The following is a 22,090-nucleotide window of genomic DNA, read 5'->3' on the forward strand; positions in this document are numbered from 1 at the left end:
TCCTGTTGGCGGGCGCATGCGGGGGCCGCGTTTTGACAGCGGCCCCGCCGCAGGCCTCAGCCGTCCTTCTCCGGGGTTGCGTCCTGCGACCCGGGCATGTCCTTGCCCGAGCCATCCATCATGGCCTGCATCATCTTGTTGCAGGTCGTCATCATCTCGTTCATCTGGGTCATCATGTTCATCATGCCGGCCATTCCGTCCTGGCCGCCCATCATGCCATTGGCTCCGCCGTCCTGGCCCATCATGCCGCCGCCTTCCATCATGGCGCCCGAGCCGGACTCCGTTGTATCCTGGGCATAAAGGGGGCTGCCGCCAGACTCGCCGCGAATGCCGCGGCTGCCGCGAACGTCTTCGTCGATCTACGCATCGGTTGTTTTCCTTCCTTCTTCCGGTTGAATTTGAATCGCCGCAGGCGCGGGTGTCGTCTCGAGACCTTCCTGGGGCGCTGCCTGTTTGGAGCACGAAGCTCCGGTCATCCGGCTCATGCAGAGCCCGAGCGCGCACATGGCCACGCATGGCAGCGCGGACAGGAGCAGCGGGGCGACACCCGCGGCGACCAGCCAGTTCCAGTTGAAGGCAAGCCCCGCAGCCACGACCGCAGTGCCCGCCAGGACAAGGCCGCGCCGGCCACCGAGGTAATATTTCGCGGCGTAAATGACGTCCTGGCTAAGCGGCCTTTCAGTGGTTCTGTCCGACGGTATCGTTGTCATTCCTTTTCCTTTCTCAGTCTTGATTGATGGTGCTGCGCATGAACTCGGTCATGTCCGGCGAGTCCCACTCGGCGGGTCCGACCAGCCTTCCGAGCTCGTTGCCTTCCCGGTCGATCAGAATCGTCGTCGGGAGGCCGACCACGCCGAGGGCGAACATGGCCTTGACCGAGGGATCGATGTGAAGGGCGAGGTTTTCGATCCCTATCTCCGAGTAGAATTCCCTCACCGCATCCGGCCCCGCGCGGTCGATCGACAGCGCCAGTACCTCGAACTCCGGACCGCCCAGTTCGGCCTGAAGCCTGTCGAGCGTCGGCATCTCCTCGCGGCACGGCACGCACCACGTCGCCCAGACGTTGAGCAGGACTGTTCTCCGCGGAAGTCGGCGAGCGTCTTTTCATTCCCCTCGCCGTCCTCGAAGCGGATTTCAGGCATCGGCTTCCGGGATTCGTGCATCGCGAAGTTCGCCGGCGCCTCGGCTGCTGTCAGCGGCAAGGCAAGCCAAAAGGAGAGGCTGAGGAAAGCAACGAGGAGCTTTCTCATGGCTGCCGCTCCGCGGCCTCTGCGCGCAGGCGCTGGACGAGAGGCAAGATGGTCTCGTCCAACGCCCTCGGCGTCACGGCGCCGATATGCTTGTACGCGATGCGGCCGTCCGCCCCGACTACGAATGTTTCCGGAACCCCGTACACGCCCCAGTCGATGGCCACGCGTCCGTCCAGGTCCGCCCCGGTCCGGGTGTAAGGATCGCCCAGCGCGTCGAGCCACTTCTTCGCGTCCTCGGGCTGGTCCTTGTAGTTCAGGCCGTGGAGCGGGACCGTACCGTCCGCCGCGATCCGCATGAACAGCGGATGCTCCTCGCGGCAGGCCACGCACCAAGAAGCGAAGACGTTGACCAGCGAGACCTCGCCGCGAAGGTCGGCGCTGGTCAGGCCAAGCATCCTGCCCTCCACCGGAGGCAGGCTGAATTCCGGCACGGGCTTGCCGATCAGGACGGACGGGATGTCATCGACGTTCCGCGTCAGTCCCCACCCGAGCACCGCAGCCAGCGCGACGAAGACCGTCAAGGGCAGCGCGACCAGGAGTCTGCGTCGCCTTGGCGGGGCGGGCGACGATCCACGTCCAAACGGGCTAGTCACGCCCGCCGTCATGGCGTCTCTGGCCATTTTCGGCAGCCTCCCCAAAAGAGGTGTTTCACAAGCACGGCGACCGCGAGCAGCAGCGCGAGGAGCACGAGGAACCCCGCCCCTGACATGATGGCCATGCCCAGCCAGTTGTTGAGGCCGCAGTCGAACATGCCGTTCAACATCTCTGTCGCCTCTCATTCGGTCGCGAAGACCGTGGGCGGCTTGCCGCCTTTCCTGACGGTATAGACCGTAAACGGCCCGGTTTTCTCGCCGCCCATTCCGGGCGAGCCAAGCGGCATGCCCGGCAGCGTGACGCCCGCGATGTCGGGGCGCTCGGATAGGAGCTTCCGAACGGTGGCGACCGGAACGTGCCCGTCGACCACGTAGCCGTCGACGAACATCGTGTGGCAGCCCTGGAAGTCCTTGGGCACCCCGGCCTCGCGGCTGATCCGGGTCAGGTCGTTGGTCGGCTTGACCTCCACCTCGAATCCGTTCTCGCGCAGGTAGTCGGCGTAGCCCTCGCAGCAGCCGCATTGCGGGTTCTTGTAGAGGGTGGCCTCGACGGCTTCCTCGGCTTTAGCGGCGACCCCTCCGGCGAGGAGAAGCGTGGTCATCATGAGGATGCGAAGCATCTGGGGTTTCCTTTCTCGGTTGTCGTTGCTGTCTATCGTTCCTGCTCCGCGTCGCGGACGCGAAGGACGGTCATCAGGCCCGCCATCTGGTGATCGGTGACATGGCAATGCAGCATCCAGTCGCCGGGACTGTCGGCGACGAAGGCGGCCTCGACCGTGTCTTCGGGAGCCATGAGCACCGTGTCCGCCCATTGGCGGTGAGGAACCTCGACCCCGTTGCGCGTGAGCACCCGGAAGCTGAAGCCGTGCAGGTGCATCGGATGCCACCATGCTGTGCGGTTGCGCATGGTGATCAGATGGGTCTTCCCCGCGCGAGCGTGAACAGCGGGGGCATGTCGGCATGGCCGTCTCCGGTCATCGATGTGCCGTTGATGGACCACATAGCTCGCGCCACGCCCATCATCCCGCCCATGCCCTCCATCATGCCGCGGCCCATTGCCCCCGAACCCATCATGCGGCTCATCATGCCGCCCTCCAGGATCAGCTCGTGGCGTTCGGCCGCGGACAGGTCAGGCTCAGGGAGAGGGTTCATCGGCAGGGCGGTCGGTTCCGGAAACCTGGTCCGCACAGGAACTGCGTCCGAATAAGCTAGCCGGGTAAGCTCGTATTCCAGCCCCTCGTAGAAATCGTCGATGACCCGGTATCGCCCGCCCGGCTCTCCCTTCATGTCGATCAGGAGGTCGATACGCATCGCCGGGCCGAGCAGGATGCGGCCGCCGTCGGGCTTGTGCGGCTCGCATGGCTGTCCGTCGATTGCGATGACGACAGGGGCATGTCCTTCGAAACGGAGGCTCATGATGCGGGCAAGCGAGACGTTGACGAGCCGCAGGCGGACGCGCTCTCCCGCACGGATCGGCTGGTCGCCGGGAACGGTGCCGTTCAGCGTGATCGTATTGCCGACGCGGCCCGACATCCCGGCTTCCATCATATTGCCGAAGCCAGACGCGATCTGACCTTCCGATGTGACCCGCCAGTCCCTCAGCACCCAGAGAAGGTCGCGATCAACCGCTACAGGCTTGGCTTCCTCGACGATCAGGACTCCCGCAAGTCCGCGGCCCAGTTGCTCAAGGCTATTGGCGTGGGGATGGTACCAGAAGGTCCCGGCATCCGGCGGCGTGAACTCGTAGACGAAGCTCTCTCCCGGCCGAATCGGCGGCTGCGTCAGGCCAGGCACGCCGTCCATCGCGTTCGGAAGGCGGATGCCATGCCAGTGGACGGTCGTGTCCTCGTCGAGCCTGTTCTCGACCACGATGCGGACAGGCTCTCCCTGTCGGAGACGCAGCAGCGGTCCAGGGAAGACGCCGCCATAGGTCCAGACATCCGTCTCAGGATTGCCCTTGCCCAGCATCGCTGCGCGGCCCGGAGCTACCGTCAGCCGACGTTCGTCGACGCCGGCTCCGGTCGAAACTCCGGTCGGCAGAAAACTTGCCGCGGCGAAGGCGGCTCCTGCCTGGAGAAACCTCCGGCGGGGAATCGGAAAAGCAGATTCGCTACTCACCACAGAACCTTCCGCGATCACCGCCGATGGCGAGCCACCGAAAGGGCGGGCGCTGCCATCAGGGATTGGCTTGTGCGCGCCACGGCGCGCAGCTGGCGCAGATGCTCAGGCGGCGCGACAGCGGCCGACAGGCATCAGACGCTGCCGCGGGTCCTGGGAGGATACGGGTCTGGCAAGGACTCCCGCCCGAGACGGGGAGAGGTAGTGAAGGCGTAGGTACTGGACGTTGACGCGACTGCCACAGTCTTGGCCGAAGGAAGCACGGCGACGGCAGGCGCTACGCACACAGGCGGGCACGCCATCGCGTCCGCGTCGTCCTGCTCGCCGGGGCACGGCGTCACGCAGTCGCCAGGAGCATTCATCCCGTCGGCCATGCCGGACATCTCGATCGCCATCGTGCCGGCCTGGACAGCCGACAGGCTCATGGCCGCCATCGCGAAGATGGCGAGCAGCACGGCGAGGAGATGTTTGGCCGATCGGCTCATGACTGTCCTATAATGGGTCCGGAACGCCTCCGGCGCAAGCAGGTTCCAGGCGCTGCGACGTTCAGACCCTTCCGGTCAGACAACATAGCGGTCCCACCCGCCGTAATGCTCGGCGCTGCGCGTTCCACGCGGCAGGCTGAGGCCGATCACGACCAGGCCGACCACCACGCTGTTGGCGACCGCTATCCCATCGGCGCCCAGGAGTAGCCAAGGCGCGGCGATCAGCCAGAGGCCGAAGGCGATGTTGATGAAGCGCAGCGGCCGCGCGACTTCCGCCATGGCGATCATCGCAACCGTCAGGATGAGGGCGCCCACGAGGTGGTCGCTGTCGGCCATCGGCGGCTCGGAACCGAAGACGAGGCGGCTGAACATCAGCCACGCGCCGAGCACTCCGCTGGCCACCAAGGTCCAGGGAACAGTGACGCCGCGGACCGCGTTCGAAACGAGCTGTCGAGGCGGCAGGTCGAAGCCGGGCCGCTTCTCGTCCTTGCCGCTGCCCGGGAGCGCGTCGCCCATGAAAAAGGAGCGCCAGAACGGCCGGCCCCGGCGGGTGTTCTGGACCAAGAACTGGCCCATCGCGACCAGTTCGTCGAGCGAGTACGGGATCATGATCAGCATCGCGAGCGCCGCCAGCAGACAAAAGGTGCAGTAGGTGCCGATCATGATCGGCTGGATGATGATGAAGTAGATCGACACCACTCCCAATGGCACGACGACGAAGCCGAACAACAGCACCATCCACGGCATGGTCCGCCAGCGCGAGCGCCCGCCCATGACGCCCATCAGCACCTCGAACATGTAGGTAGTGGCGCCCAGGCCGCCGTCGGCGATGGGCCAGGCCTTAGACACGTCGGAGGTGATGATGAACTCGGTGCCGTTCCGGACGATGTCGCCTGCGAAGAACGGTTCCCACACCCCGTCGATATGTCCAAGCTGGTATGCCGCGAGCACGCGCGAGATGACGAATCCGATGGCTCCGAGCGCGATGATGGGAAGGCGCTGCAGATAGGTCGACGGCGAATAGGTCCAGCCCGGCGGCATGTCGGAAGAATCCATCATGCTCTCATGGCTCATGCCCGGCATCATCGGCACCAGAATGGCGAAGGCGATCACCAGCGCGCCGACGAAGGTGTCGTTGGCATAGACGGCGGCGCTCGGCGTCCAGAAGACCAGCGGCGCGAAGAGCAGCCAGACGCCAACCGCGGTGTTGGCCCATTGCGCCCAGCTGAACCGGGGGAGAGCGACAGTGCCGCGAACCCCATGATCAGAAGACCGCTGATCACGTCGCTCCAGGCGGTCAGGTTGTTCCGCAGCGACGGCTCCCAAAGGCCCCTCTCCTCCGTCACCCGCATGACGGCGGTGCTGAAAGCGTCCTCGCCGAACGTGCCGAAGACGAAGGGGCTGGTCGCGAGCCAAAGCCCGAGCAGCATGTTGAGGAAGTGCACCCAGATCATGTCGAAGTGCATCCCGCGCATGTGGTCCATGTGCTCGCGCATCATCGCGTGGTGCTGCTGCTTCGGCTGTTCCTTCACCTTCTCCTGCTCCCGCTCGACGTTCTCCGACGCCACGCGCGCGGGATTCAGCTTGTTCGCCTTGTACCAGCCGACCGGATCGGCGTTCAGTGCAGCGACCATCTTCGGCAGCGTGGTTCGCAGCGAACGCTTCGGCTCCCATCCCAGCAACTTCTTGGCGCGCGAGATGTCGATCTCGTAGTGGTCGTCCGATATGTCGACCATATAGGGCTTGATGAAGGGATCCTGGTCGAGAATCTCGCCTTCGACCCACGCGCCCGTCTTCGCAAGCGCCTTCGGGATCCGCCGCGTCTCCCATTCCTCATCGTGCATCAGCCGACCGAGTTCATTCTGCAGTTCGCCGAACGTCGGCGTTTCGGTTTCGCCTAGGAGCAGAGCCAGCTGTCAACGGCGGAGCAAAAACCGGCCATTGGGCGGCGCAAAACCAGGCCACTGGCGCTGCTGCGAGCGGGGAACGTCGGGAGGGCGTAGCCCGACCAGAGTTTTCCGCTCGCAGCAGCGGTGATCTTATTGGTGAGGGTTGGCGGTTTTTCGTGCCCGGCTTTGCGCGAGGCGATAGCTGTCGCCGTTCATCTCGAGGATGCTGACGTGGTGGGTCAGCCGGTCGAGGAGTGCGCCTGTGAGGCGCTCGGAACCGAAGGTTTGGGTCCATTCGTCGAAGGGCAGATTGCTGGTGATCAGGGTGGAGCCACGCTCGTAACGCTGCGAGATCAGCTCGAACAACAGCTCGGCGCCGGTTTTGGAGAGCGGCACGAAGCCCAGCTCGTCGATGATGAGCAGCTTGTAGCCCGCCATCTGCTTCTGGAAGCGCAGAAGACGGCCTTCGTCGCGCGCCTCCATCATCTCGCTGACGAGCGCGGCCGCTGTGGTGAAGCCGACGGACAATCCCTTCTGGCAGGCCGCCAGGCCGAGGCCGATCGCGACGTGGGTCTTGCCCGTGCCGCTGGGGCCGAGCGCGATGACGTTCTCGCGGCGCTCGATCCATTCGCACCGCGCCAGTTCCAGCACCAGCATCTTGTTGAGCTTCGGGATGGCGGCGAAGTCGAAGCTGTCGAGGCTTTTTGCGGCGGGGAACTTTGCCGCCTTGATGCGGCGTTCGACCATCCGCCGTTCCCGATCGATCAGTTCCAGCTCGACCAGCCGGGCAAGGTAGCGGACATGATCCACGCCCTCGACCGCACATTGCCGGGCAAGTTTGTGGTGCTCACGCAGGAAGGTCGGCAGCTTCAAGGTCTTGAGGTGGTGGGCGAGCAGGAGTTCTGGAGCATCGCTGCTCATGCCGGTTCCTCCTTACGGTCCAGCAGGCGCATATAGGCCTTGGCCGACGTCTTCTCGACAGTGGCTCTGGGCAGATAGGGATAGATGTCGAGGTCCAGCTTTGGTGGCCTGCGTTCGGCCCGGCACAGGACGAGGTGCTTCACGGCGTCGAAGCTGATGGCGCCCAGATGCAGCGCCTGCTTCACGGCTGCGTGCAGATCGGCCAGATCGAAGCTTTCCATCAGGCGCAGCACCTGCACATAGGCGCGCCGGCCCTGCTTGCCCATCCGTGCTTCCATGAGGCGGCGCAGTGTCGTGAACGCCTCCGGCAATTCCCAGCCCTGTAGCGGTGCCGCCTGGTCGAGCGCGTTGATCTTCTGCTCGATCAGCGGCAGGTAATGCAGTGGATCGAAGACAACCTCCTCGCGCTCATAGCTGCGCGGATGACGGGCAATGATCCCCCGCCGCAGCCAATCACCACCTCGCCGACATAGCCACGGATCCAGACGTCCTGGTGGCCGTAGGCGACCGGGACGGAGTAGTCGTTGGTCCTGTAGCGCACCAGCGCCTGCGAAGTGACCCGACCGCTGGCATGGTCGCAAGCATCGAAGGGTGATGCCGGCAGTGGGCGCATCGCCACCAGATCGCGCAGCAAGCGTTCGCCGATCGTCTCGCTCTCGCCGCGCAGCCGGTCACCCTGGCGCTTGCGGCACTGCTCCTCGAGCCACAGATTGAACTCGTCCCACGATGCAAAGTGCGGAATCGGCACCATGAAGTTGCGGCGCACATAGCCGACCAGACCTTCGACGCTGCCCTTGTCATTGCCCTTGCCGGGGCGGCCGTAACGATCCCGGATCAGATAGTGGGACAGGAAGCCGCTGAACAGCGTTGCCCGCTTGCGCGTGCCGTCGGGCAGGATCTTCGCCACCAGGCAGCGGTCGTTGTCGTAGACAATCGACTGCGGCACGGCGCCGAAGAAGGCGAACGCATGGATATGGCCGTCCACCCACGCTTCGGCCACCGCCGCAGGATAGGCGCGCACATAGCAGGCATCGCTGTGCGGCAGATCGAGCACGAAGAAGTGCGCCTTCTGCTCAACGCCGCCGATGACAACGACAGCCTCCCCGAAGTCGGCCTGTGCGTGCCCCGCCGGGTGCGCCAGCGGCACGAACATCTCCTGGCCGCGCCGATCCCGCTCGCGCATATAGTCCTTGATGATCGTGTAGCCGCCGGCAAACCCGTGCTCGTCGCGCAGCCGGTCGAACACCCGCTTGGCCGTATGGCGCTGCTTGCGCGGGACCGCACGGTCCGCATCAAGCCACCGATCGATGACCGCGATGAACGCGTCCAGCTTCGGACGCCGAACCGGAGCCTGCCGCCGATAGCCCGGCGGAACCGAATACGCCATCATCTTGCGAACCGTGTCGCGCGAGATGCCGAAATGCCTTGCTGCCTCGCGCTGGCTCATGCCTCCGTCGCAAGCCACGCGAACCTTCAGATATAATTCCACGGTGTAGATCCCTATTCCCTCCCTGCGCCACGCAGAAAAGGGAAAAAGTGGACGACTTTTACGCCGCCCGCAGCCGGACAATCCCGCCGCTACCGTGGTCTAGTTTTCCACCGCCGTTCTCACCAATATGTAAAGTTGGCGTCAAACGCCGTCCAACTGGACCGTGCAGTCTTCTTTTCAGCGCCGGGCGATCCGGCGTTCCGTGGACTCCCACCGCGCAAAAAGATCGAAGAAAGGCAAATTCATGTATCGCTTGACGACCATCGCCATCGCCCTGAGCCTCAGCGCCTCGGGCATCGCCACCGCTCAGGAAGCCCCTGTCTACGGGCTCGATTACAACCCACCGGTCGTCCGCACCGGCCACGATTCCAAGCCCAAGCACTACGGCGCTCCCGGACGCCAGGTCCGCGGCGACCATGCCGGCAGCCATGCCGATATCAGCGGTGCGATCGATACCCGCACGACGGCTTCGATCGATACCGGAGTCAACAGCAATCACCAGCCGCACCGTCCGTACGGAAACTACGGTCCTCAGGTGACCGAGTGGGACCTTCGCAGCGGCCCATAGCGTCGTGGGGTGCTTCCTGCCGCGAATCCAGCTTCTAGTCTAGAGAGGCCAGGCCCGGAACGCCCCCGAAACCCTTTGAAAACTGGATGTCCGCCCTCAACGGGATGAGCGCTTGCGGGATGCCGTTATCGACATTCGCATGACCAGCAACTGAGCGCTGGCGATGATCTTCCGGGCATCCTGCCGCGCAATCAATCCGCCACTCAACGGAGATAGTACCGATGAAGACAGCATATGCGACGGCAGCGATCCTGTTGCTTTCCGCCAGCCTTGCCGCCGCGTCCCCCGGACACTCCGGCGGTCATAACGACATGGCCGTCGGCGAACCTGGCGACGAGGCGAAAGTCACACGGACGATTGACGTCACGATGTTCGAGAACGACGACGGCGAGATGCTCTTCCAGCCTAACACGTTGGAGGTCGAGCAAGGGCAGACGATCCGCTTCAATATCGTGAATGACGGGGAGATCAAGCATGAGTTCGTCCTCGACGAGAAAGAGAAGAATGTCGAACACCGTGAACTCATGTTGCGGTTTCCGGAAATGGAGCATGACGACCCCAACGCCCTTCAGTTGGACGCGGGAGAAAGCGGCAGTATTGTCTGGACGTTCACCAATGCGGGTACGTTCGAGTTCGCGTGCCTGATCCCCGGCCATTACGAGTCCGGAATGTATGGAACTGTCGAAGTCTCCGCAGCGCCTGCCGTGGTCGCTGTGACGCAGGAATACACCAAGGGGACGGTCAAGGAGGTGAAGACCGGGCAGGAAAAAGTCACTGTCATCCACGAGGAACTCAAGAACCTCGACATGCCAGCTATGACCATGGTCTTCAACGTTGCCGATCCGGCAATGCTTGACACTATGAAAGAGGGCGATGTCATCGAATTCATCGCCGACCGCGTGCGCGGGAGACTGACGATCACCGACCTGAAATAGCCCACTTCTCCGTCGAAGAACGCCACCTCCGGCAACCGGAGGTGGCGCACCCCACGCCTCATCGGAACCCTATTCGAGCGCACCCTCCATGAATCAACGGCGTTTGGCGGAAGCGTACAGCTTTTTCAGATCATGGCTCCGTGATCCTTTGCTCGTCGCCGCTATCGTTCCATCGGGACGTGCACTAGCCAAGCTTATCACCTCCGAGATTTCGCCCGCCACCGGACCGGTGATAGAGCTGGGACCGGGAACTGGTGTATTCACACGCGCGTTGACTGGTCGCGGCGTCAGGCAGCAAGATCTCGCGCTCATCGAGCTCGAACCCCATTTCGCCATCGTCCTTCAAAGCGACTATCCGAATGCCCACACCTTCCAGATCAACGCCGCCCGCCTATCGAGGATTGACCTCTTCGATGGAAGACCGGCCGGCGCTGTCATCAGTGGGCTCCCGCTTTTGACTATACCATCTCCGCAAGTTCTGGCGATCCTCATCAGCGCGTTCGGCAAAATGAGGGCGGACGGGGCCTTCTATCAGTTCACATACGGCCCGGGGTGCCCGGTTTCACCGCTGATACTGGACCGCCTCGGGCTAAGGGCGGAACGTATCGGCGGCACATTTGCCAACTTTCCTCCTGCAGCGGTCTATCGGCTTCGCCGACGGGCTGAAACGAGCCATTCGCTTCGGGGCAACTTGTAGCTGTTCCCAACGGAGAGGACAGAGCTCTTAATGTTGGAAACTCACACCACCCCTTCGCGCGGCGCGCCGTGAAGCGAGTGGCGAGCGATTCACGTTTGGTCCCGAGAACATGCAGTTTCGTCGCTTACATATATTTGTAAGTTTGCCGACAAACAGCCACAAGAAATTGCCTGCATAGTTCACCTGTATCCACGTTGACGTAGCATCCCTGCCTCGTCGACCTTACTGCCCGCCTGTGTGACTGACCTCCACAGGCGGGCTTTTTTGCCGCGGTTTTCGGGAGTTGGCGATCACGTCGGAGTACGAAAGACCGATTGCTAAACTTGTTGGCACTTCGGAAACACCACCCGAACAGCCAGACCCGGCGATCGTTCCGTCAGAACGATGTGCGCGCCGTGCAGGTCGGCCACGGCCTTAACGAGGCTAAGACCAAGGCCCGTTCCTTCAGTTGTTCTGCTTTTTCCAAACGGTAGAATCGCTTGAAAACCTTGGCTCGTTCCGCTTCCGGAATTCCCGGGCCGTTGTCGGCGACGATGATGAACGGCCAACCTTGTTCGTGACCGCACGTGAGCCCAATTTTCGCGCCTTGCTGCGTGTGGCGGATGGCATTGGCGATCAAGTTCGCACACATCTGCCGCAAGAGGTCCTGGTCGCCGAGAATTTCGATCCGGGGACGCCCCGTCTGGGGAGCAAGCTCAGTTGCTTGCCCGCTTCCTCGGCAATCGGTTGGTGGATTTCCAACATTTCCTCTAAAAGCTGGTCGAGGCGCACAGGGCCAAAACATCCGCGGCGCGCACCAGCCTCGATCTGAGAAATTCTCAACATGGCTTCGAAGGTGGAGGAGATTTGCAGAACTTCGCCAAGCGCGGTCTCAAGTCGCGTCTTCGCCTCAGCATCCGTCCCTGCCTGATCGATGGCTTCTTCAAGCGTTATGTAAAGTCGGCTGATCGGTGTCTTCAGATCGTGCGCATGTCCGTCGTCAGGGTTTTTGGGACAACAGGCGGCGTGAGCTAACGGAGGCTCTGGTCCATCAGGTTTGTCACATTAGGCCGCTGCATCTCGATGAAGCAAGCGGCGCTGTTTGATGGTTTCGCGTTTGATCCTTTCCCTTTCCAGCGTGATGATATCGCCGCGCCCGAAGTAGACGTCGGCAGGGGTGAGATTGTCGAGGCTCTCGTGGTAGCGGCGGTGGTTGTAGTGATCGACGAACGCCGCGACCTGCTGCTCGAGATCACCCGGCAGGAAGTAGTTTTCGAGCAGGATGCGGTTCTTCAACGTCTGGTGCCATCGCTCGATCTTGCCTTGGGTCTGAGGATGGCAGGGCGCCCCGCGCGTATGTTCCATGCCCTTGTCGGATAGCCATGCGGCCAGGTCGGAAGAGACGTAAGAGGGGCCGTTGTCGGACAACAGCCGCGGCCGCTGCACCACCCTGGCGCTGTCGCAGGCAGAAGCCTGCAGCGCGATGGTCAGCGTGTCGGTGACGTCCTCGGCCTTCATCGTGGTGCACAGCTTCCAGGCGATGATGTAGCGAGAGAAGTCGTCGAGCACGGTCGACAGGTAGAACCACCCCCAGCCGATCACCTTCAAGTAGGTAAAGTCGGTCTGCCAGAGCTGGTTGGGCGCCGTCGTCTTGTCGTGGAACTCATCGGCGGCCTTGATGACGATGAAGGCGGGGCTGGTGATCAGGTCGTGGGCCTTGAGCAGGCGATAGACTGAGGATTCGAGACGAAGTAGCCCCTCGTGTCGGTGAAGGTGACCGCCAGTTCCCGTGGCGACAGCTCCGGCTCGTTCAACGCCAGCTCAATGATCTGATCGCGTTTCTCCTCGGGGATGCGGTTCCAGACCCGGTTCGGCCGGGGCCTGCGATCCTCCAGCGCATCGACACCGCCGGCCAGGAAACGGTCATACCAGCGATTGAAGGTCGAGCGCGGAATACCGAGTTTTTGCAGCGTGCGCCGCGCCGACAGATGCGACTGCTCGACGAGCCGAATGATCTCCAGCTTCTCGGATGCGGGGTATCTCATTCGTCGTCGCCCCCATCCGCAATCATGCTTTTTTAAGAATCCGCAGTTCCAGCGCCTGCTCGGCGACGACCTCCTTGAGATCGCGCGCCTCCTTGCGCAGAACCTTCACCTCGTCGCTGGTGGCGGCGCGCGCCGTATCCCCGGCAAGCCGCTTCTTGCCGGCTTCCAGGAATTCCTTCGACCAGGTGTAATAAAGGCTCTCCGCGATCCCCTCGCGCCGGCACAGCGCCGCGATCGACTCTTCGCCGCGCAAGCCCTCCAGCACGATGCGGATCTTCTCCTCGGCCGAATATTGCTTGCGGGTTGCGCGGCGGATGTCTTTGATGACCTGCTCTGCCGGCGCTTTCCCGGTTCCGGATTTCTGTCTCACCTTCGCTCCTTTGAAAGGCTACGATGAACCAGAAATCCTCCGTTCTCAGTTAAGCCGATTTGGTCCCATCAGTGCTGACGCCGGACACATTTTTGTCGATGAGGTGCAGGACCTTGCCGGTTACGACCTCGATATCCTGATGGCGTTATTCAATAGCCCTTCCGATGTCGTTCTGGTCGGTGACCGCGGCAGGTGACCTACGTCACCCATCTGGAAGCCCGTTATGAGAAATACAGGAACGGTGGAATAGCGGATTTCATCCGCGACACCCTGCCAAAGAAACTTGCATGCGAAATCGATGTGACCAGCCTGGCCAGTTCGCACCGCAACAGCGCGGCGATATGTGCGCTTTCGTCGAAACTCTATCCCGCAATGGCGGCGACTGCGGCCTGCAACTGTGCAGATTGCCGGAAGCCGATCCCGGAAGATGCCGGACTTCATATTGTCCGTCGCAAGGACCTACCTCGCTATATCGAAGCCGGCCGACCGGTACAGCTTCGCTGGGGTGCCAATGTCAAAGTCGCGTCTGCTGATCTGCCGACGCTCAATTTTGGACGCGCCAAAGGGCTCGGGTTTGATCGCATCCTGATCTACCCCACGGCACGTATGGTGTCGTGGCTCATGAACCCGCAAATCAAGCTAGAAGGCGAGACCCGTGCTAAGCTGTATGTCGCATTGACGCGCGCTCGTCACGTCGTTGCTGTTGTCCATGATATCCCTCATGGCCAGAGCATCCCTGGTTTCTCGATCTATGATTGATTGCGAACGAACTTGACTTCGTCACAGTATTGATCGGCCGGGTAGGCCGCTTTGCCGCATTATTGCTGGCGATCTTGAGTTAATATCCGGCTTCGGCGGGGTTCATCTCCGGATATCGCAGAATGACCCGATGTACCCTGTCTGTAATTTCTGACGGCGATCCGCGTTGAGTCAGAAGATGGTCGAGGCACTCGAGAATGGCTTTAAGCGTCTTCGGTTGAGCTGACGGTACGCCTGCACTTCTAAGTCGGCTGGGTTGCTTCTGGAAGCTTCTATTGAAAAGCCGGTCATAGTGCGCACAGATGTTGCGCAGGTCGACAAGCGCCTCCACCCAGTTTGTGAACACCAGGTCGGAGCCTACACCAAACTGACTGGCTATATGGGTCTTCATCGGCCCTGCAAGGCACTGCAAAATGCGCGATGTTGCCCCGAACGTTAGGAATTCCTTCATCGTCCAGACCGGCGGCATGAAGGGTGTTCCGTAAAGTCTCGCGATAGTGCCTGGCACGCCGATCCTTGGAGTTTTCGTACACCTTCACGAAGTTCTGCAGCGCCATCAAATTGGCACTCGCATCCTTGAAGGCGGCCGTTATGTAGTACGGGTGGCTTCCGTAGGCGGCGCTGAGTGTTTCGGACATGCTGTTGCGCAGAAGAAGTTCGAACTGTCCGACGGCCTGGAAACAGGCATCGCGCAGCCGCGCGTCGCATTCGTAGAGCCGGATTATGTCGTGATATCGAGTGCCCGGAATGAAGGGCTTGCCGGGAAGGTGTGTCTGCCGACGACTGAGGAAATAGATGCGGAGACGTTCATAGCCAATCGCCTCGATCTTCCGCGCAGCTACGTTTGGCCGGGTGACGACGAGACCCCTCGCCCTCAGATGGGCTACCCGCTGTGCCGCGGTCGCATGCGCTTTGGCGTATGGTATCAATGCCATAAAAAGCGAAGGGCCACCCTTTTGCACTTCCCGAAGGAGTCGTGGGCGGCCCATGACCCCCTATATAACCCGTCCGGGCTCCATCTTCAAGATGCGCACGCCACCCGGCATCTCGCTAGACCAGACCGGGGTATTTACTCGTCATACTGGGAGAAATCGAGATCGTAGACGAGCGTGTCGATGCTGACCCCGGCGCTGTCGCAGAAATCCAGCATCTCGATCCAGGGATTTCCGCCCGGCTCACGGTCCCATAGCTCAACGAAATACTCTCGAAAATTGTGTCCCTCATTGATGCCGCCGAGACCATGATGCTCTAGTACGCGCATGTGGTTCTGCAGCTTGGTCTTCCCGATCTGGAAGGCGCCCGTCACGTCCTCAACCAAGAGCTTGTCAGAACCGAGCCTGCGCATGCGCTTTGCAAGTTCAATGGCGAAACCACGTTGTTCTAGTGGCAGAATCTTCAGGCGGTCGATGAAGGTGCGGATGCCTTCGATCTCTTCGTCATGGTCGATCATCTCGCTGACGCCTAGTACCTTCCCCAGACGTTTCATTGTCTTGGGATAAGTCGGCTGGGTCGCCTGCGTCGTATCTGTGACCTGCTCGATCAACTGGCGTTCGGCACGCCGAAACCGGTCCTCATGCTCAGTCTTGTATTTGCGCAGCACCTCCGGCTTGTAGGTCTCGGCATTCTCCGGATAGTCGATGATGTCGTGGTGCTTGCCGCAGACCAGCATGAAATTGTCGAAGGCGCGGCGCTGCTCGTTCGACATATCTTTGCGAAACCGCGACCCGCCCTTCTCTGCGGCGTGGATGTGAGCGATCTTGCCGAGCATCGCGCCAGTCTCATCGACAAGGAACTCGCGGCACTCAGGCATGGCGCATTGATTTCCGCTATATGCGAACAGCTTCTTGATCGTGGACGGCGTGGGATCGAGCCGCTTCACTTCTTCGTCGGTCATGGTGTTTTCCCCCATTCGTCCGCTCCGATCTCAACGGGTTCCTGCTCTGAATCCCCTTCGCTGATCGCCATCCCATCCGTCATTTCTGTCCTGCTGAGAAGACCCGCATCCTCGAGCGCTTCCAGGTCGGGCAGATCGCGCAGCGTCTCGAGCCCAAAGTGCTCCAGGAATTTTCGCGTCGTCACATAGGTGTAGGGCGCGCCGGGCTGCGGTGAGCGCGGTCCCGAGGCGATCATGTCGAGCCGGCGCAGATGGCCGATGACATCGCGTGACACCTCCCGGCCGAGCATGTCGGACAGGACACCGCGCGTGACGGGCTGGTGATAGGCGATCGAGGCCAGGACCAGCATGTCGCCCTCGGTGATGTCGGCGCCGGTGGTGGTACCGCCGAAAGCGGCCTTCAGCACCTCGGCCTGACGCGGCCGCGTGCGGAACTGCCAGCCGCCTGCCACGGCAACGATTTCATAGGGACGTGCCGCCAGCTCGTTGGCGATATCTTCGATCAGCAGATCGATGCTGCAGCCGCGGCCGACGATCTGTGACAGCAATTCCCGCGTCACCGGTTCGGGTGCGGCAAAAATGACGGCCTCGACGCGGGTCATCCATTCGCGCCAGCGAAGCTCTGGCGGCAGGGCATCGAGTTCGGTATCCAGCAGGCCTGTTTCGCGTGACGGACGGCCCATGGCTACAACCCGTACAGCCGGAAGGTGGGTCGGCCCGAGAGCTCGCGCACGGCGTCAAGCTGCTGCAGGCGCTCGAACAATCTGCGGCTGGCCCAACGGGTCATCGCCTTGCTGGTGAAGGAACTCGATACGGCATCGTCGGACAGCAACAGGGCAATCACCTCCCCTGCCCCCTTGGCGCGCAGCTTTGGCATGACCTCGTGCAGACGTTCGGCCTGCTGCGCCATGCCGGCGGCGAGCCGGCAGGCCTCGGCTGCGCCGGCCGCGGCGGCGAGGCAGACGATCCGCTCGAACGCGGGAGCATCGGGGCGGCCGCGCCGACGATCCGACCCCGTGCGCAGGATCGGGGAAAAATCTGGCTCGCGAGCAGCGGGACAGCATGACGCCAGCCCATGCGCCATGACAGAGCGCAATCGGCCATCCACCAGGCCAGGGGTTCGGCTGTCGGGTCGTCGCGCATGACCGCCGTTGCGGCACGCGCGGCGACCAACGGCGCGGGAGCCGCCGCGCGGACGTCGTCGGCAAGCTCCTCGATCCAATCGCCGAAGCCATCCGACCCAACAATGCCGAGCAGATCGGCGACCGCTTGCAGATCCTCAGACGTCGGCGGCAGCAATCGACCGGCGAGTTTGCGCCAGGCCGAAAGCACGTTCCCGGCCGGTCCAAAAGCGTCACCGGGCTGGCGCAGATACCAGGCGTCGCGCAAGGCGGATTCGTCCTCTGTGCGGCGCATGAGCTTGACGGTCGCGGCGGCGGCCTTCAGGGCGAGCCGCTGCCGCCATGCGCCGAGCCATGGCGCGTCGGAGCGAACGAGATTGTCGAGCGAATTCAGGGCGCTGCCCGCTATATAGGCGGCCTCGACATCACTGTCGGCCGGAGTACGCGGTACCGCCCAGGCGGGGACACGCGGGACGGATATGGCAGAAGGCGATGCTGGTGGAACTTGCCGATTCATTGCAATCAGCCTACACGTCATGTGCGGTTCATGCGAGCATTATCGTCCGTTTCCGCACCGGCTGTTTGGAGATAATAATGAACGGTAATCTTGCATTATCATTCGTTTTGTGCGACCCCCGCAAAATGGCCTCTCTCGTCGACAAAAACCTCAAAAAACGCGCTGACGGACGCTCCGCTCGACCACAGGGAGCCTCCTCTAATGTCGGCCGAGGCGAAGTGAGCGGCTCAGCAAACGACTTAGCCGACATCGAACTGGACGTGCTTTTCAAGGAAGACTTGGGGTCCGAGCCAGGTGAGGAGGACGAAGCCCCCTCACCTTCCTTGCCCGCCGTCGCGCCATCTCACCAATCATCGCAACTCGATGCGCTCGCGAACCGGGCACGCGATTATGTCGAAGCGGCCAGTTCCACAAACACGCGCCGTGCTTACGCGTCTGACTGGAAGCACTTTGCCAGCTGGTGCCGGCGCCAGGGTATCGAGATATTTCCGCCCGATCCGCAGCTGGTCGGCCTCTATATTGCCGCCTGCGCATCGGGAACGGTGACTGACGGCCGGCAACCCAACTCGGTTGCGACGATTGAACGTCGGATTTCCGCGCTGACGTGGAATTACAGACAGCGCGGACAGCCGCTCGACAGGACGGACCGCCATATCGCCACCGTGATGGCCGGCATCCGCAACAAGCACGGCTCACCACCCCGGCAGAAGGAAGCGGTGTTACCCGAGGACCTCGTCGCCATGCTGGAGACGCTCGATCGTGGCACCCTGCGCGGGCTGCGAGATCGTGCCATGCTGTTGCTGGGATTCGCCGGAGGTCTGCGCCGTTCGGAGATTGTAGGCCTCGATTGCGGTCGCGACCAGACTGAGGATTCTTCCGGTTGGATAGAAATCCTCGACAAGGGGATACTATTGCGGATCCGCGGCAAGACCGGGTGGCGCGAGGTCGAAATCGGACGCGGTTCATCCAACGCAACCTGCCCTTTAGCGGCGCTCGGGACCTGGCTCCATCTTGCACGCATCGCCCACGGACCCCTATTCCGGCGCGTCACGGGCCGGGGCAAAGCGGTTGGCGCCAATCGGTTAAACGCTCAGGAGGTTGCCCGCCTCGTCAAGCGCACCGCGCTGGCAGCCGGTGTACGCAGCGACCTGCCGGAAGGGGACCGCGGGATGATATTTGCCGGCCACTCGCTGCGCTCCGGGCTCGCCTCCTCGGCCGAAGTCGACGAACGATACGTGCAGAGGCATCTGGGCCATGCGAGTGCCGAGATGACCCGCAAATATCAACGCCGGCGTGACCGTTTCCGTGTTAATCTCACCAAAGCGAGTGGCCTGTAGAGGAATGGAAAGGCCCCTCCCCTGCTCCGTCAATAATCCCATGGAGAGATGAGTTCGAGGCAGGTCGTCTCGAAATCGGAGAGATTGCGCGTTGCCAATCGGCCGCCGTTTACGCGTGCGATCGCAGCAATCATGCCGTCTGGAGCCGACATCACACGCCCCTGCCGTTTGGCCTCACCCATTATGTCGCCGTAAGCCAGTGCCGCTTCCTCTGTCAGACCGAAGATGCGGTCGGCGAAGCGCCGACGCCAGTCCTGTAGGCCCTGCTCCAACCTGACGGCGCGCTGATCCGGCCGGATTTTCTGAATTCCGTAAGCAATTTCCGCGATCGTCACCGTCGGCAGCGCAAGCTCGGCGTCGTACCTTACCAGCCACGCAACCACCGCTTCGATAGGTGACTTCTTCAGCGTCTCTGAGACGACATTAGTATCGAGAAATATCAAAGCTCAACGCCCTGATGTGGGCGCCGGCTCTCGCGAATGACCGCCTCCAGATCGATATCCGTGCCGGATTGTGCCGCAAGGCGGGCATAAAATGCTGCTGCAGCTTCCCGACCGGTTTCACGGATTTCATACGACTCAAGAGCGCGCTCGACGATATCGGCGATAGAACGATTTTCCCGTCGAGCCAGACGATGGGCCAAATCCCGAGCCTTAGAGCTCCGGACCGAGAGTTGTGGTTCAGCCATTGTCACCTCCATCCTGGAAATCAGATTATATATAGAATTAGGCTCAGTTGCCATCAAGATGGCGACTGATGGCGAGACATCTTTCCTACGCGTATAGCGATCCGGTTATCCTTGCCTACGACGCCGGTGCCAAGACATGGGGTAGTCTGCCCGATCCACAGCGGGGCGACCTCTCCATCACCGCCTATGCATAGGGAAACGGCGCATTTCAGCCTTGGCGCGGAGCTATGGACTGCATGGGTATCCCGTCGGTAGGGCCGACCGTCACATCGGCAACGTTGTGACCGGCATCGAGTACTAGCGCTGGCCAGACTCGTTCCGCATCGGCCCAGGCAGACCATCGGGAGCTTGAGACTCCCCTCCCCTCGCTGTTGAGGAAGTCTCGCCGTCAGAACAACCGATCCTTTGGAAACCAGCCCCGCGGATCAGAGATCCCCAAGTTGATGAGGTGGTCCTCTCCGCGCCCCCATAATCCGAGGTTCAGATTATTATGTTCGGCACCTGGAGAAAGCCAGCCCACGGATACCAAAGAGAAATTTGGTCGACAGCGCGACTACGATCTTCATTCCGCCTCACCTCGGCCGCTCCAATGATCGCAATAGCGCGTCTGATACTTCCAAACGCTCGCTCGGACTTTCCCCTTCAGCTCGTGGATCAGATGCCTTGTGTGCAGGTGATCTGCTGGCATCAAGTTTGGCGCGCAAGAGCGCCATGACCATTGGCCAGGTGGAAAACTTCCCTTCTTTTGCCTTGTCGGTCAGATTGCGCAAATAGCCGCCGGCGCTGTTGATCTGGTCCGATCGCTGGAGGATTGCAGAGAGCGTGATCGCAGCCTGGACCTCGCCCATTGCTTCACAGGCTTCCTGCCAAGCACTGGGACTGACCCCCAAGAGCGGCCTCGCGACTTCTGCGGCGGCCAGAAAATCCCGCCAGTGGCGAATTTCGCCCCCTTTCGCCAAACCTTTCACGTCAGGGCAGGCGTCAAGCACAATACCCAATGGCAATTCCCTTGCCGGCAAGCTGTGCAGATTGCGATTATTCCCGCCGCTGGTGCTCGCTTCTTCCTTTTTTCGAGAGCCGGTTTCAGATTCAAGCTGTGGTTCGGTATTTGAATTCTGTATGTGACGCTCAAATTGAGACTCATTGGCGCTCATATTTTGCGAACCAACGAACGATTCCAGCGTCTCGCGGATCTCTAGATGCAGTTCCTGCAGTTCGTTGCAGGCGTCTTCAAGGTGCTGACGGGGGGAACTCCGCGAAACCTGCGACACGGTTGCTTGGTAGATTTGGAGCACCCTGCCCCAATTCCCCGGCACGTTTTCTTCAATGCCGGCGTCGATCATCTTGACGATATCACGCCGCAGGAGTGTCAGGCGCTCCCTCGCGACGCGCAGGGCGCGCTTTTCAGCCTGCATCGCGTCAGAAAGGTCCTTGAATTCCTGTGCTCGCGCGATGATGGGGGACAAATCGAATCCATAAGCCTGCTCGATTTCTCCCCCGCCCCGCGTCGCGCAAAGCGTTTGCCATTGGGGCTGTCCCGCCGGATCACCAGTCCGCACTCGACCAGTATGGCGATGTGCCGGCGCAAGGTCGCCGGGGAGATGCCATTGGCACGCGCCATGAGCTGCTCGTTCGACGGCCAAACGATCATAACGCCGTCCGCACGAAGCTCTGCATCCCTGTGAAAGGAAAGGAGCGCGTTGAGAACTGCCAGGGCGCGGTCCGTAGCACCCAGCATTTCCCGTGCCTCCCGGATATGCTGGAAGACTTCCCATTTGTTAACCATAGCTTCGGCCGGCATGGCTTTAGCTGAAACCTGACTTGATATCTGGCCAAGCGTCATCGACCGCCGCCCAAAGGGCGTCGTTGCAAGATGTGTCTGCATTTCCTTCACCTACGATCAGGCAAAAGAAATCCGGCCGCCCTAAGCGGTTCAGGCCACATCGGGCCTTGACTGCGATTCTGGGAAGTGCGATTCTCTAGTTGCTACACGTGAGAAAGGGCTTCCGAGGTTCGCTTTGGGGGCCTTTTTTCTTTTGCGTTCAGATATGACCGCGCTGAGCGCGCGACTTATCAGCTTCCTGTGTCATCTTCCTCCTTTGCCCGTGAGAACTCGTCGTAAAGCCGGTCGAGCCGTGCTGCTACGAAGTTTGCGAATTCCGGGACGCGCCTTTCATCAAACGTGATAGCCGTCTGCGTGCCCTGCCTGATGATCTTCGCAGCCTGGCGACCGTGAGGTGTGGACCAAGGCTGGGGTTTCGACACGCGTCGTGTGGCTGGCGATACCGCCTTGAGCACAAGCAAGAAGCGTCCATCACTATCCGCCTCTCGGAATCCAACGGACTCGATGACGTCGTCGACGCGTCGCGACAGCCCCGGCTTCTCGAGTTCCTCGGCAAGCTTGACCCATCGCGCGCGGCCGGCCTTTTGGCCGG

At 61.7% G+C, this 22,090-nt stretch carries 25 protein-coding genes and 7 pseudogenes; 7 read left to right on the plus strand and 25 right to left on the minus strand.

The window, feature by feature from the left end:
• Window positions 1-56: 56 nt before the first annotated feature.
• The 12 genes and pseudogenes from HK436_RS25095 to istA all read right to left on the minus strand — a co-directional run bounded on the left by HK436_RS25095 (window position 57) and on the right by istA (window position 8,745).
• The gene (locus tag HK436_RS25095) at window positions 57-245 is read right to left on the minus strand and encodes a hypothetical protein (RefSeq protein ID WP_173194408.1); all 189 of its coding nucleotides are present in this window, start codon (window positions 243-245) and stop codon (window positions 57-59) included.
• A gap of 114 nt (window positions 246-359) precedes the next feature.
• Complete coding sequence (locus HK436_RS25100; RefSeq protein ID WP_173194410.1) at window positions 360-710, minus strand: hypothetical protein; 351 nt, start codon at window positions 708-710, stop codon at window positions 360-362.
• 13 nt (window positions 711-723) lie between these two features.
• Window positions 724-1,044 carry a TlpA disulfide reductase family protein gene (locus HK436_RS33230; protein ID WP_312860733.1) on the minus strand — a complete coding sequence of 107 codons (321 nt, stop codon included), beginning with the start codon at window positions 1,042-1,044 and terminating at the stop codon, window positions 724-726.
• Between the two features lie 202 nt (window positions 1,045-1,246).
• On the minus strand, window positions 1,247-1,870 hold the full coding sequence (locus HK436_RS25110) for a DsbE family thiol:disulfide interchange protein (protein WP_376769206.1): 624 nt from the start codon (window positions 1,868-1,870) through the stop codon (window positions 1,247-1,249).
• Window positions 1,852-2,013 carry a hypothetical protein gene (locus tag HK436_RS25115; protein ID WP_173194412.1) on the minus strand — a complete coding sequence of 54 codons (162 nt, stop codon included), beginning with the start codon at window positions 2,011-2,013 and terminating at the stop codon, window positions 1,852-1,854. Before HK436_RS25115 ends, HK436_RS25110 begins: the two co-directional genes overlap by 19 nt.
• 12 nt (window positions 2,014-2,025) lie before the next feature.
• Entirely contained in the window at window positions 2,026-2,448 is a 423-nt protein-coding gene (locus HK436_RS25120) for a DUF411 domain-containing protein (protein ID WP_244649439.1), read from the minus strand.
• A gap of 47 nt (window positions 2,449-2,495) precedes the next feature.
• Window positions 2,496-3,961, minus strand: a pseudogene (locus HK436_RS25125) (multicopper oxidase family protein).
• 134 nt (window positions 3,962-4,095) lie between these two features.
• The gene (locus tag HK436_RS25130) at window positions 4,096-4,446 is read right to left on the minus strand and encodes a hypothetical protein (protein WP_173194415.1); all 351 of its coding nucleotides are present in this window, start codon (window positions 4,444-4,446) and stop codon (window positions 4,096-4,098) included.
• Between the two features lie 75 nt (window positions 4,447-4,521).
• On the minus strand, window positions 4,522-5,559 hold the full coding sequence (locus HK436_RS31820) for a vitamin K epoxide reductase family protein (RefSeq protein ID WP_312860734.1): 1,038 nt from the start codon (window positions 5,557-5,559) through the stop codon (window positions 4,522-4,524).
• A complete protein-coding gene (locus HK436_RS31825; protein WP_244649396.1) occupies window positions 5,556-6,290 on the minus strand; it encodes an SPW repeat protein in 735 nt (244 codons plus the stop codon). Before HK436_RS31825 ends, HK436_RS31820 begins: the two co-directional genes overlap by 4 nt.
• 195 nt (window positions 6,291-6,485) lie before the next feature.
• Window positions 6,486-7,256 (minus strand): IS21-like element helper ATPase IstB, encoded by a 771-nt coding sequence (gene istB, locus HK436_RS25140; protein WP_173194416.1) that lies wholly within the window; start codon window positions 7,254-7,256, stop codon window positions 6,486-6,488.
• Window positions 7,253-8,745 (minus strand): annotated as a pseudogene (gene istA / locus HK436_RS25145) (IS21 family transposase). The gene istB and the pseudogene istA overlap by 4 nt, the downstream one beginning before the upstream one ends.
• 244 nt (window positions 8,746-8,989) lie before the next feature.
• Between istA and HK436_RS25150 the strand changes: the two are divergent.
• From HK436_RS25150 to HK436_RS25160, 4 genes and pseudogenes are all read left to right on the plus strand, one after another.
• On the plus strand, window positions 8,990-9,313 hold the full coding sequence (locus tag HK436_RS25150) for a hypothetical protein (RefSeq protein WP_173194417.1): 324 nt from the start codon (window positions 8,990-8,992) through the stop codon (window positions 9,311-9,313).
• A 221-nt stretch (window positions 9,314-9,534) separates the two neighbouring features.
• A pseudogene (locus tag HK436_RS25155) lies at window positions 9,535-10,005 on the plus strand (cupredoxin domain-containing protein); the annotation flags it as partial.
• A complete protein-coding gene (locus HK436_RS31830) occupies window positions 9,982-10,248 on the plus strand; it encodes a copper-binding protein (RefSeq protein WP_244437424.1) in 267 nt (88 codons plus the stop codon). The pseudogene HK436_RS25155 and the gene HK436_RS31830, both read left to right, overlap by 24 nt.
• Before the next feature lie 88 nt (window positions 10,249-10,336).
• A complete protein-coding gene (locus tag HK436_RS25160) occupies window positions 10,337-10,945 on the plus strand; it encodes a class I SAM-dependent methyltransferase (RefSeq protein WP_244649397.1) in 609 nt (202 codons plus the stop codon).
• Between the two features lie 317 nt (window positions 10,946-11,262).
• On the opposite strand, the gene HK436_RS33785 is transcribed toward HK436_RS25160, so the two are convergent.
• The 4 genes and pseudogenes from HK436_RS33785 to HK436_RS25175 all read right to left on the minus strand — a co-directional run bounded on the left by HK436_RS33785 (window position 11,263) and on the right by HK436_RS25175 (window position 13,339).
• Window positions 11,263-11,355, minus strand: a complete 93-nt coding sequence (locus HK436_RS33785; RefSeq protein WP_376769207.1) for a hypothetical protein — start codon at window positions 11,353-11,355, stop codon at window positions 11,263-11,265.
• On the minus strand, window positions 11,322-11,564 hold the full coding sequence (locus HK436_RS33790; RefSeq protein WP_173194419.1) for an ATP-binding protein: 243 nt from the start codon (window positions 11,562-11,564) through the stop codon (window positions 11,322-11,324). Before HK436_RS33790 ends, HK436_RS33785 begins: the two co-directional genes overlap by 34 nt.
• Window positions 11,561-11,905: an ATP-binding protein gene (locus HK436_RS33795; RefSeq protein WP_173194564.1), complete on the minus strand. Its 345-nt coding sequence runs from the start codon at window positions 11,903-11,905 to the stop codon at window positions 11,561-11,563. The genes HK436_RS33790 and HK436_RS33795 overlap by 4 nt, the downstream gene beginning before the upstream one ends.
• An 84-nt stretch (window positions 11,906-11,989) precedes the next feature.
• A pseudogene (locus HK436_RS25175) lies at window positions 11,990-13,339 on the minus strand (IS3 family transposase).
• Window positions 13,340-13,531: 192 nt separating this feature from the next.
• Between HK436_RS25175 and HK436_RS25180 the strand changes: the two are divergent.
• Window positions 13,532-14,098 (plus strand): hypothetical protein, encoded by a 567-nt coding sequence (locus HK436_RS25180; protein WP_194248644.1) that lies wholly within the window; start codon window positions 13,532-13,534, stop codon window positions 14,096-14,098.
• Between the two features lie 79 nt (window positions 14,099-14,177).
• Here the strand turns inward: HK436_RS25180 and HK436_RS32555 are convergent, their stop codons facing one another.
• The 5 genes and pseudogenes from HK436_RS32555 to HK436_RS33805 all read right to left on the minus strand — a co-directional run bounded on the left by HK436_RS32555 (window position 14,178) and on the right by HK436_RS33805 (window position 17,651).
• A complete protein-coding gene (locus HK436_RS32555) occupies window positions 14,178-14,567 on the minus strand; it encodes an Abi family protein (protein WP_280515821.1) in 390 nt (129 codons plus the stop codon).
• A 73-nt stretch (window positions 14,568-14,640) separates the two neighbouring features.
• A pseudogene (locus HK436_RS33800) lies at window positions 14,641-15,087 on the minus strand (Abi family protein); the annotation flags it as partial.
• Window positions 15,088-15,167: 80 nt separating this feature from the next.
• A complete protein-coding gene (locus HK436_RS25190) occupies window positions 15,168-15,992 on the minus strand; it encodes a hypothetical protein (RefSeq protein ID WP_173194420.1) in 825 nt (274 codons plus the stop codon).
• Complete coding sequence (gene scpB / locus HK436_RS25195) at window positions 15,989-16,675, minus strand: SMC-Scp complex subunit ScpB (RefSeq protein ID WP_173194421.1); 687 nt, start codon at window positions 16,673-16,675, stop codon at window positions 15,989-15,991. The genes HK436_RS25190 and scpB overlap by 4 nt, the downstream gene beginning before the upstream one ends.
• Window positions 16,676-16,677: 2 nt before the next feature.
• A pseudogene (locus tag HK436_RS33805) lies at window positions 16,678-17,651 on the minus strand (DUF1403 family protein).
• A gap of 104 nt (window positions 17,652-17,755) precedes the next feature.
• On the opposite strand from HK436_RS33805, the gene HK436_RS25205 reads away from it, so the two are divergent.
• The gene (locus HK436_RS25205; protein WP_173194565.1) at window positions 17,756-18,967 is read left to right on the plus strand and encodes a site-specific integrase; all 1,212 of its coding nucleotides are present in this window, start codon (window positions 17,756-17,758) and stop codon (window positions 18,965-18,967) included.
• 29 nt (window positions 18,968-18,996) lie between these two features.
• Here the strand turns inward: HK436_RS25205 and HK436_RS25210 are convergent, their stop codons facing one another.
• Window positions 18,997-19,410, minus strand: coding sequence for a type II toxin-antitoxin system VapC family toxin (locus HK436_RS25210; protein WP_173194422.1), 414 nt, complete (start codon window positions 19,408-19,410; stop codon window positions 18,997-18,999).
• Window positions 19,407-19,655: a type II toxin-antitoxin system VapB family antitoxin gene (locus HK436_RS25215; protein WP_173194423.1), complete on the minus strand. Its 249-nt coding sequence runs from the start codon at window positions 19,653-19,655 to the stop codon at window positions 19,407-19,409. The genes HK436_RS25210 and HK436_RS25215 overlap by 4 nt, the downstream gene beginning before the upstream one ends.
• A gap of 68 nt (window positions 19,656-19,723) precedes the next feature.
• Here HK436_RS25215 and HK436_RS32560 point away from each other — a divergent pair, with 68 nt between their 5' ends.
• Window positions 19,724-19,849, plus strand: a complete 126-nt coding sequence (locus HK436_RS32560; RefSeq protein ID WP_280515823.1) for a hypothetical protein — start codon at window positions 19,724-19,726, stop codon at window positions 19,847-19,849.
• Window positions 19,850-20,227: 378 nt separating this feature from the next.
• On the opposite strand, the pseudogene repC reads toward HK436_RS32560, so the two are convergent.
• Window positions 20,228-21,540 (minus strand): annotated as a pseudogene (repC, locus tag HK436_RS25220) (plasmid replication protein RepC).
• Window positions 21,541-21,728: 188 nt separating this feature from the next.
• On the minus strand, window positions 21,729-22,028 hold the full coding sequence (locus tag HK436_RS33245) for a hypothetical protein (protein ID WP_312860757.1): 300 nt from the start codon (window positions 22,026-22,028) through the stop codon (window positions 21,729-21,731).
• Between the last annotated feature and the right edge of the window lie 62 nt (window positions 22,029-22,090).

Origin of the sequence: Neoaquamicrobium sediminum, assembly GCF_013240295.1 — a bacterium.
Lineage (GTDB): Bacteria > Pseudomonadota > Alphaproteobacteria > Rhizobiales > Rhizobiaceae > Aerobium > Aerobium sediminum.

What these genes read in the sequence shown, in the direction of transcription:
- HK436_RS25190 (WP_173194420.1), bottom strand. Translation starts at nt 15,992, where the DNA reads ATGACCGACGAAGAAGTGAAGCGGCTCGATCCCACGCCGTCCACGATC.
- HK436_RS25215 (WP_173194423.1), bottom strand. Translation starts at nt 19,655, where the DNA reads ATGGCTGAACCACAACTCTCGGTCCGGAGCTCTAAGGCTCGGGATTTG.
- istB (WP_173194416.1), bottom strand. Translation starts at nt 7,256, where the DNA reads ATGAGCAGCGATGCTCCAGAACTCCTGCTCGCCCACCACCTCAAGACC.
- HK436_RS25150 (WP_173194417.1), top strand. Translation starts at nt 8,990, where the DNA reads ATGTATCGCTTGACGACCATCGCCATCGCCCTGAGCCTCAGCGCCTCG.
- HK436_RS31825 (WP_244649396.1), bottom strand. Translation starts at nt 6,290, where the DNA reads ATGCACGATGAGGAATGGGAGACGCGGCGGATCCCGAAGGCGCTTGCG.
- scpB (WP_173194421.1), bottom strand. Translation starts at nt 16,675, where the DNA reads ATGGGCCGTCCGTCACGCGAAACAGGCCTGCTGGATACCGAACTCGAT.
- HK436_RS25115 (WP_173194412.1), bottom strand. Translation starts at nt 2,013, where the DNA reads ATGTTGAACGGCATGTTCGACTGCGGCCTCAACAACTGGCTGGGCATG.
- HK436_RS32555 (WP_280515821.1), bottom strand. Translation starts at nt 14,567, where the DNA reads ATGCCGCCGGTCTGGACGATGAAGGAATTCCTAACGTTCGGGGCAACA.
- HK436_RS25205 (WP_173194565.1), top strand. Translation starts at nt 17,756, where the DNA reads ATGGCCTCTCTCGTCGACAAAAACCTCAAAAAACGCGCTGACGGACGC.
- HK436_RS25130 (WP_173194415.1), bottom strand. Translation starts at nt 4,446, where the DNA reads ATGAGCCGATCGGCCAAACATCTCCTCGCCGTGCTGCTCGCCATCTTC.
- HK436_RS31830 (WP_244437424.1), top strand. Translation starts at nt 9,982, where the DNA reads ATGTATGGAACTGTCGAAGTCTCCGCAGCGCCTGCCGTGGTCGCTGTG.
- HK436_RS25100 (WP_173194410.1), bottom strand. Translation starts at nt 710, where the DNA reads ATGACAACGATACCGTCGGACAGAACCACTGAAAGGCCGCTTAGCCAG.
- HK436_RS25095 (WP_173194408.1), bottom strand. Translation starts at nt 245, where the DNA reads ATGATGGGCCAGGACGGCGGAGCCAATGGCATGATGGGCGGCCAGGAC.
- HK436_RS25120 (WP_244649439.1), bottom strand. Translation starts at nt 2,448, where the DNA reads ATGATGACCACGCTTCTCCTCGCCGGAGGGGTCGCCGCTAAAGCCGAG.
- HK436_RS32560 (WP_280515823.1), top strand. Translation starts at nt 19,724, where the DNA reads ATGGCGAGACATCTTTCCTACGCGTATAGCGATCCGGTTATCCTTGCC.
- HK436_RS25160 (WP_244649397.1), top strand. Translation starts at nt 10,337, where the DNA reads ATGAATCAACGGCGTTTGGCGGAAGCGTACAGCTTTTTCAGATCATGG.
- HK436_RS25110 (WP_376769206.1), bottom strand. Translation starts at nt 1,870, where the DNA reads ATGGCCAGAGACGCCATGACGGCGGGCGTGACTAGCCCGTTTGGACGT.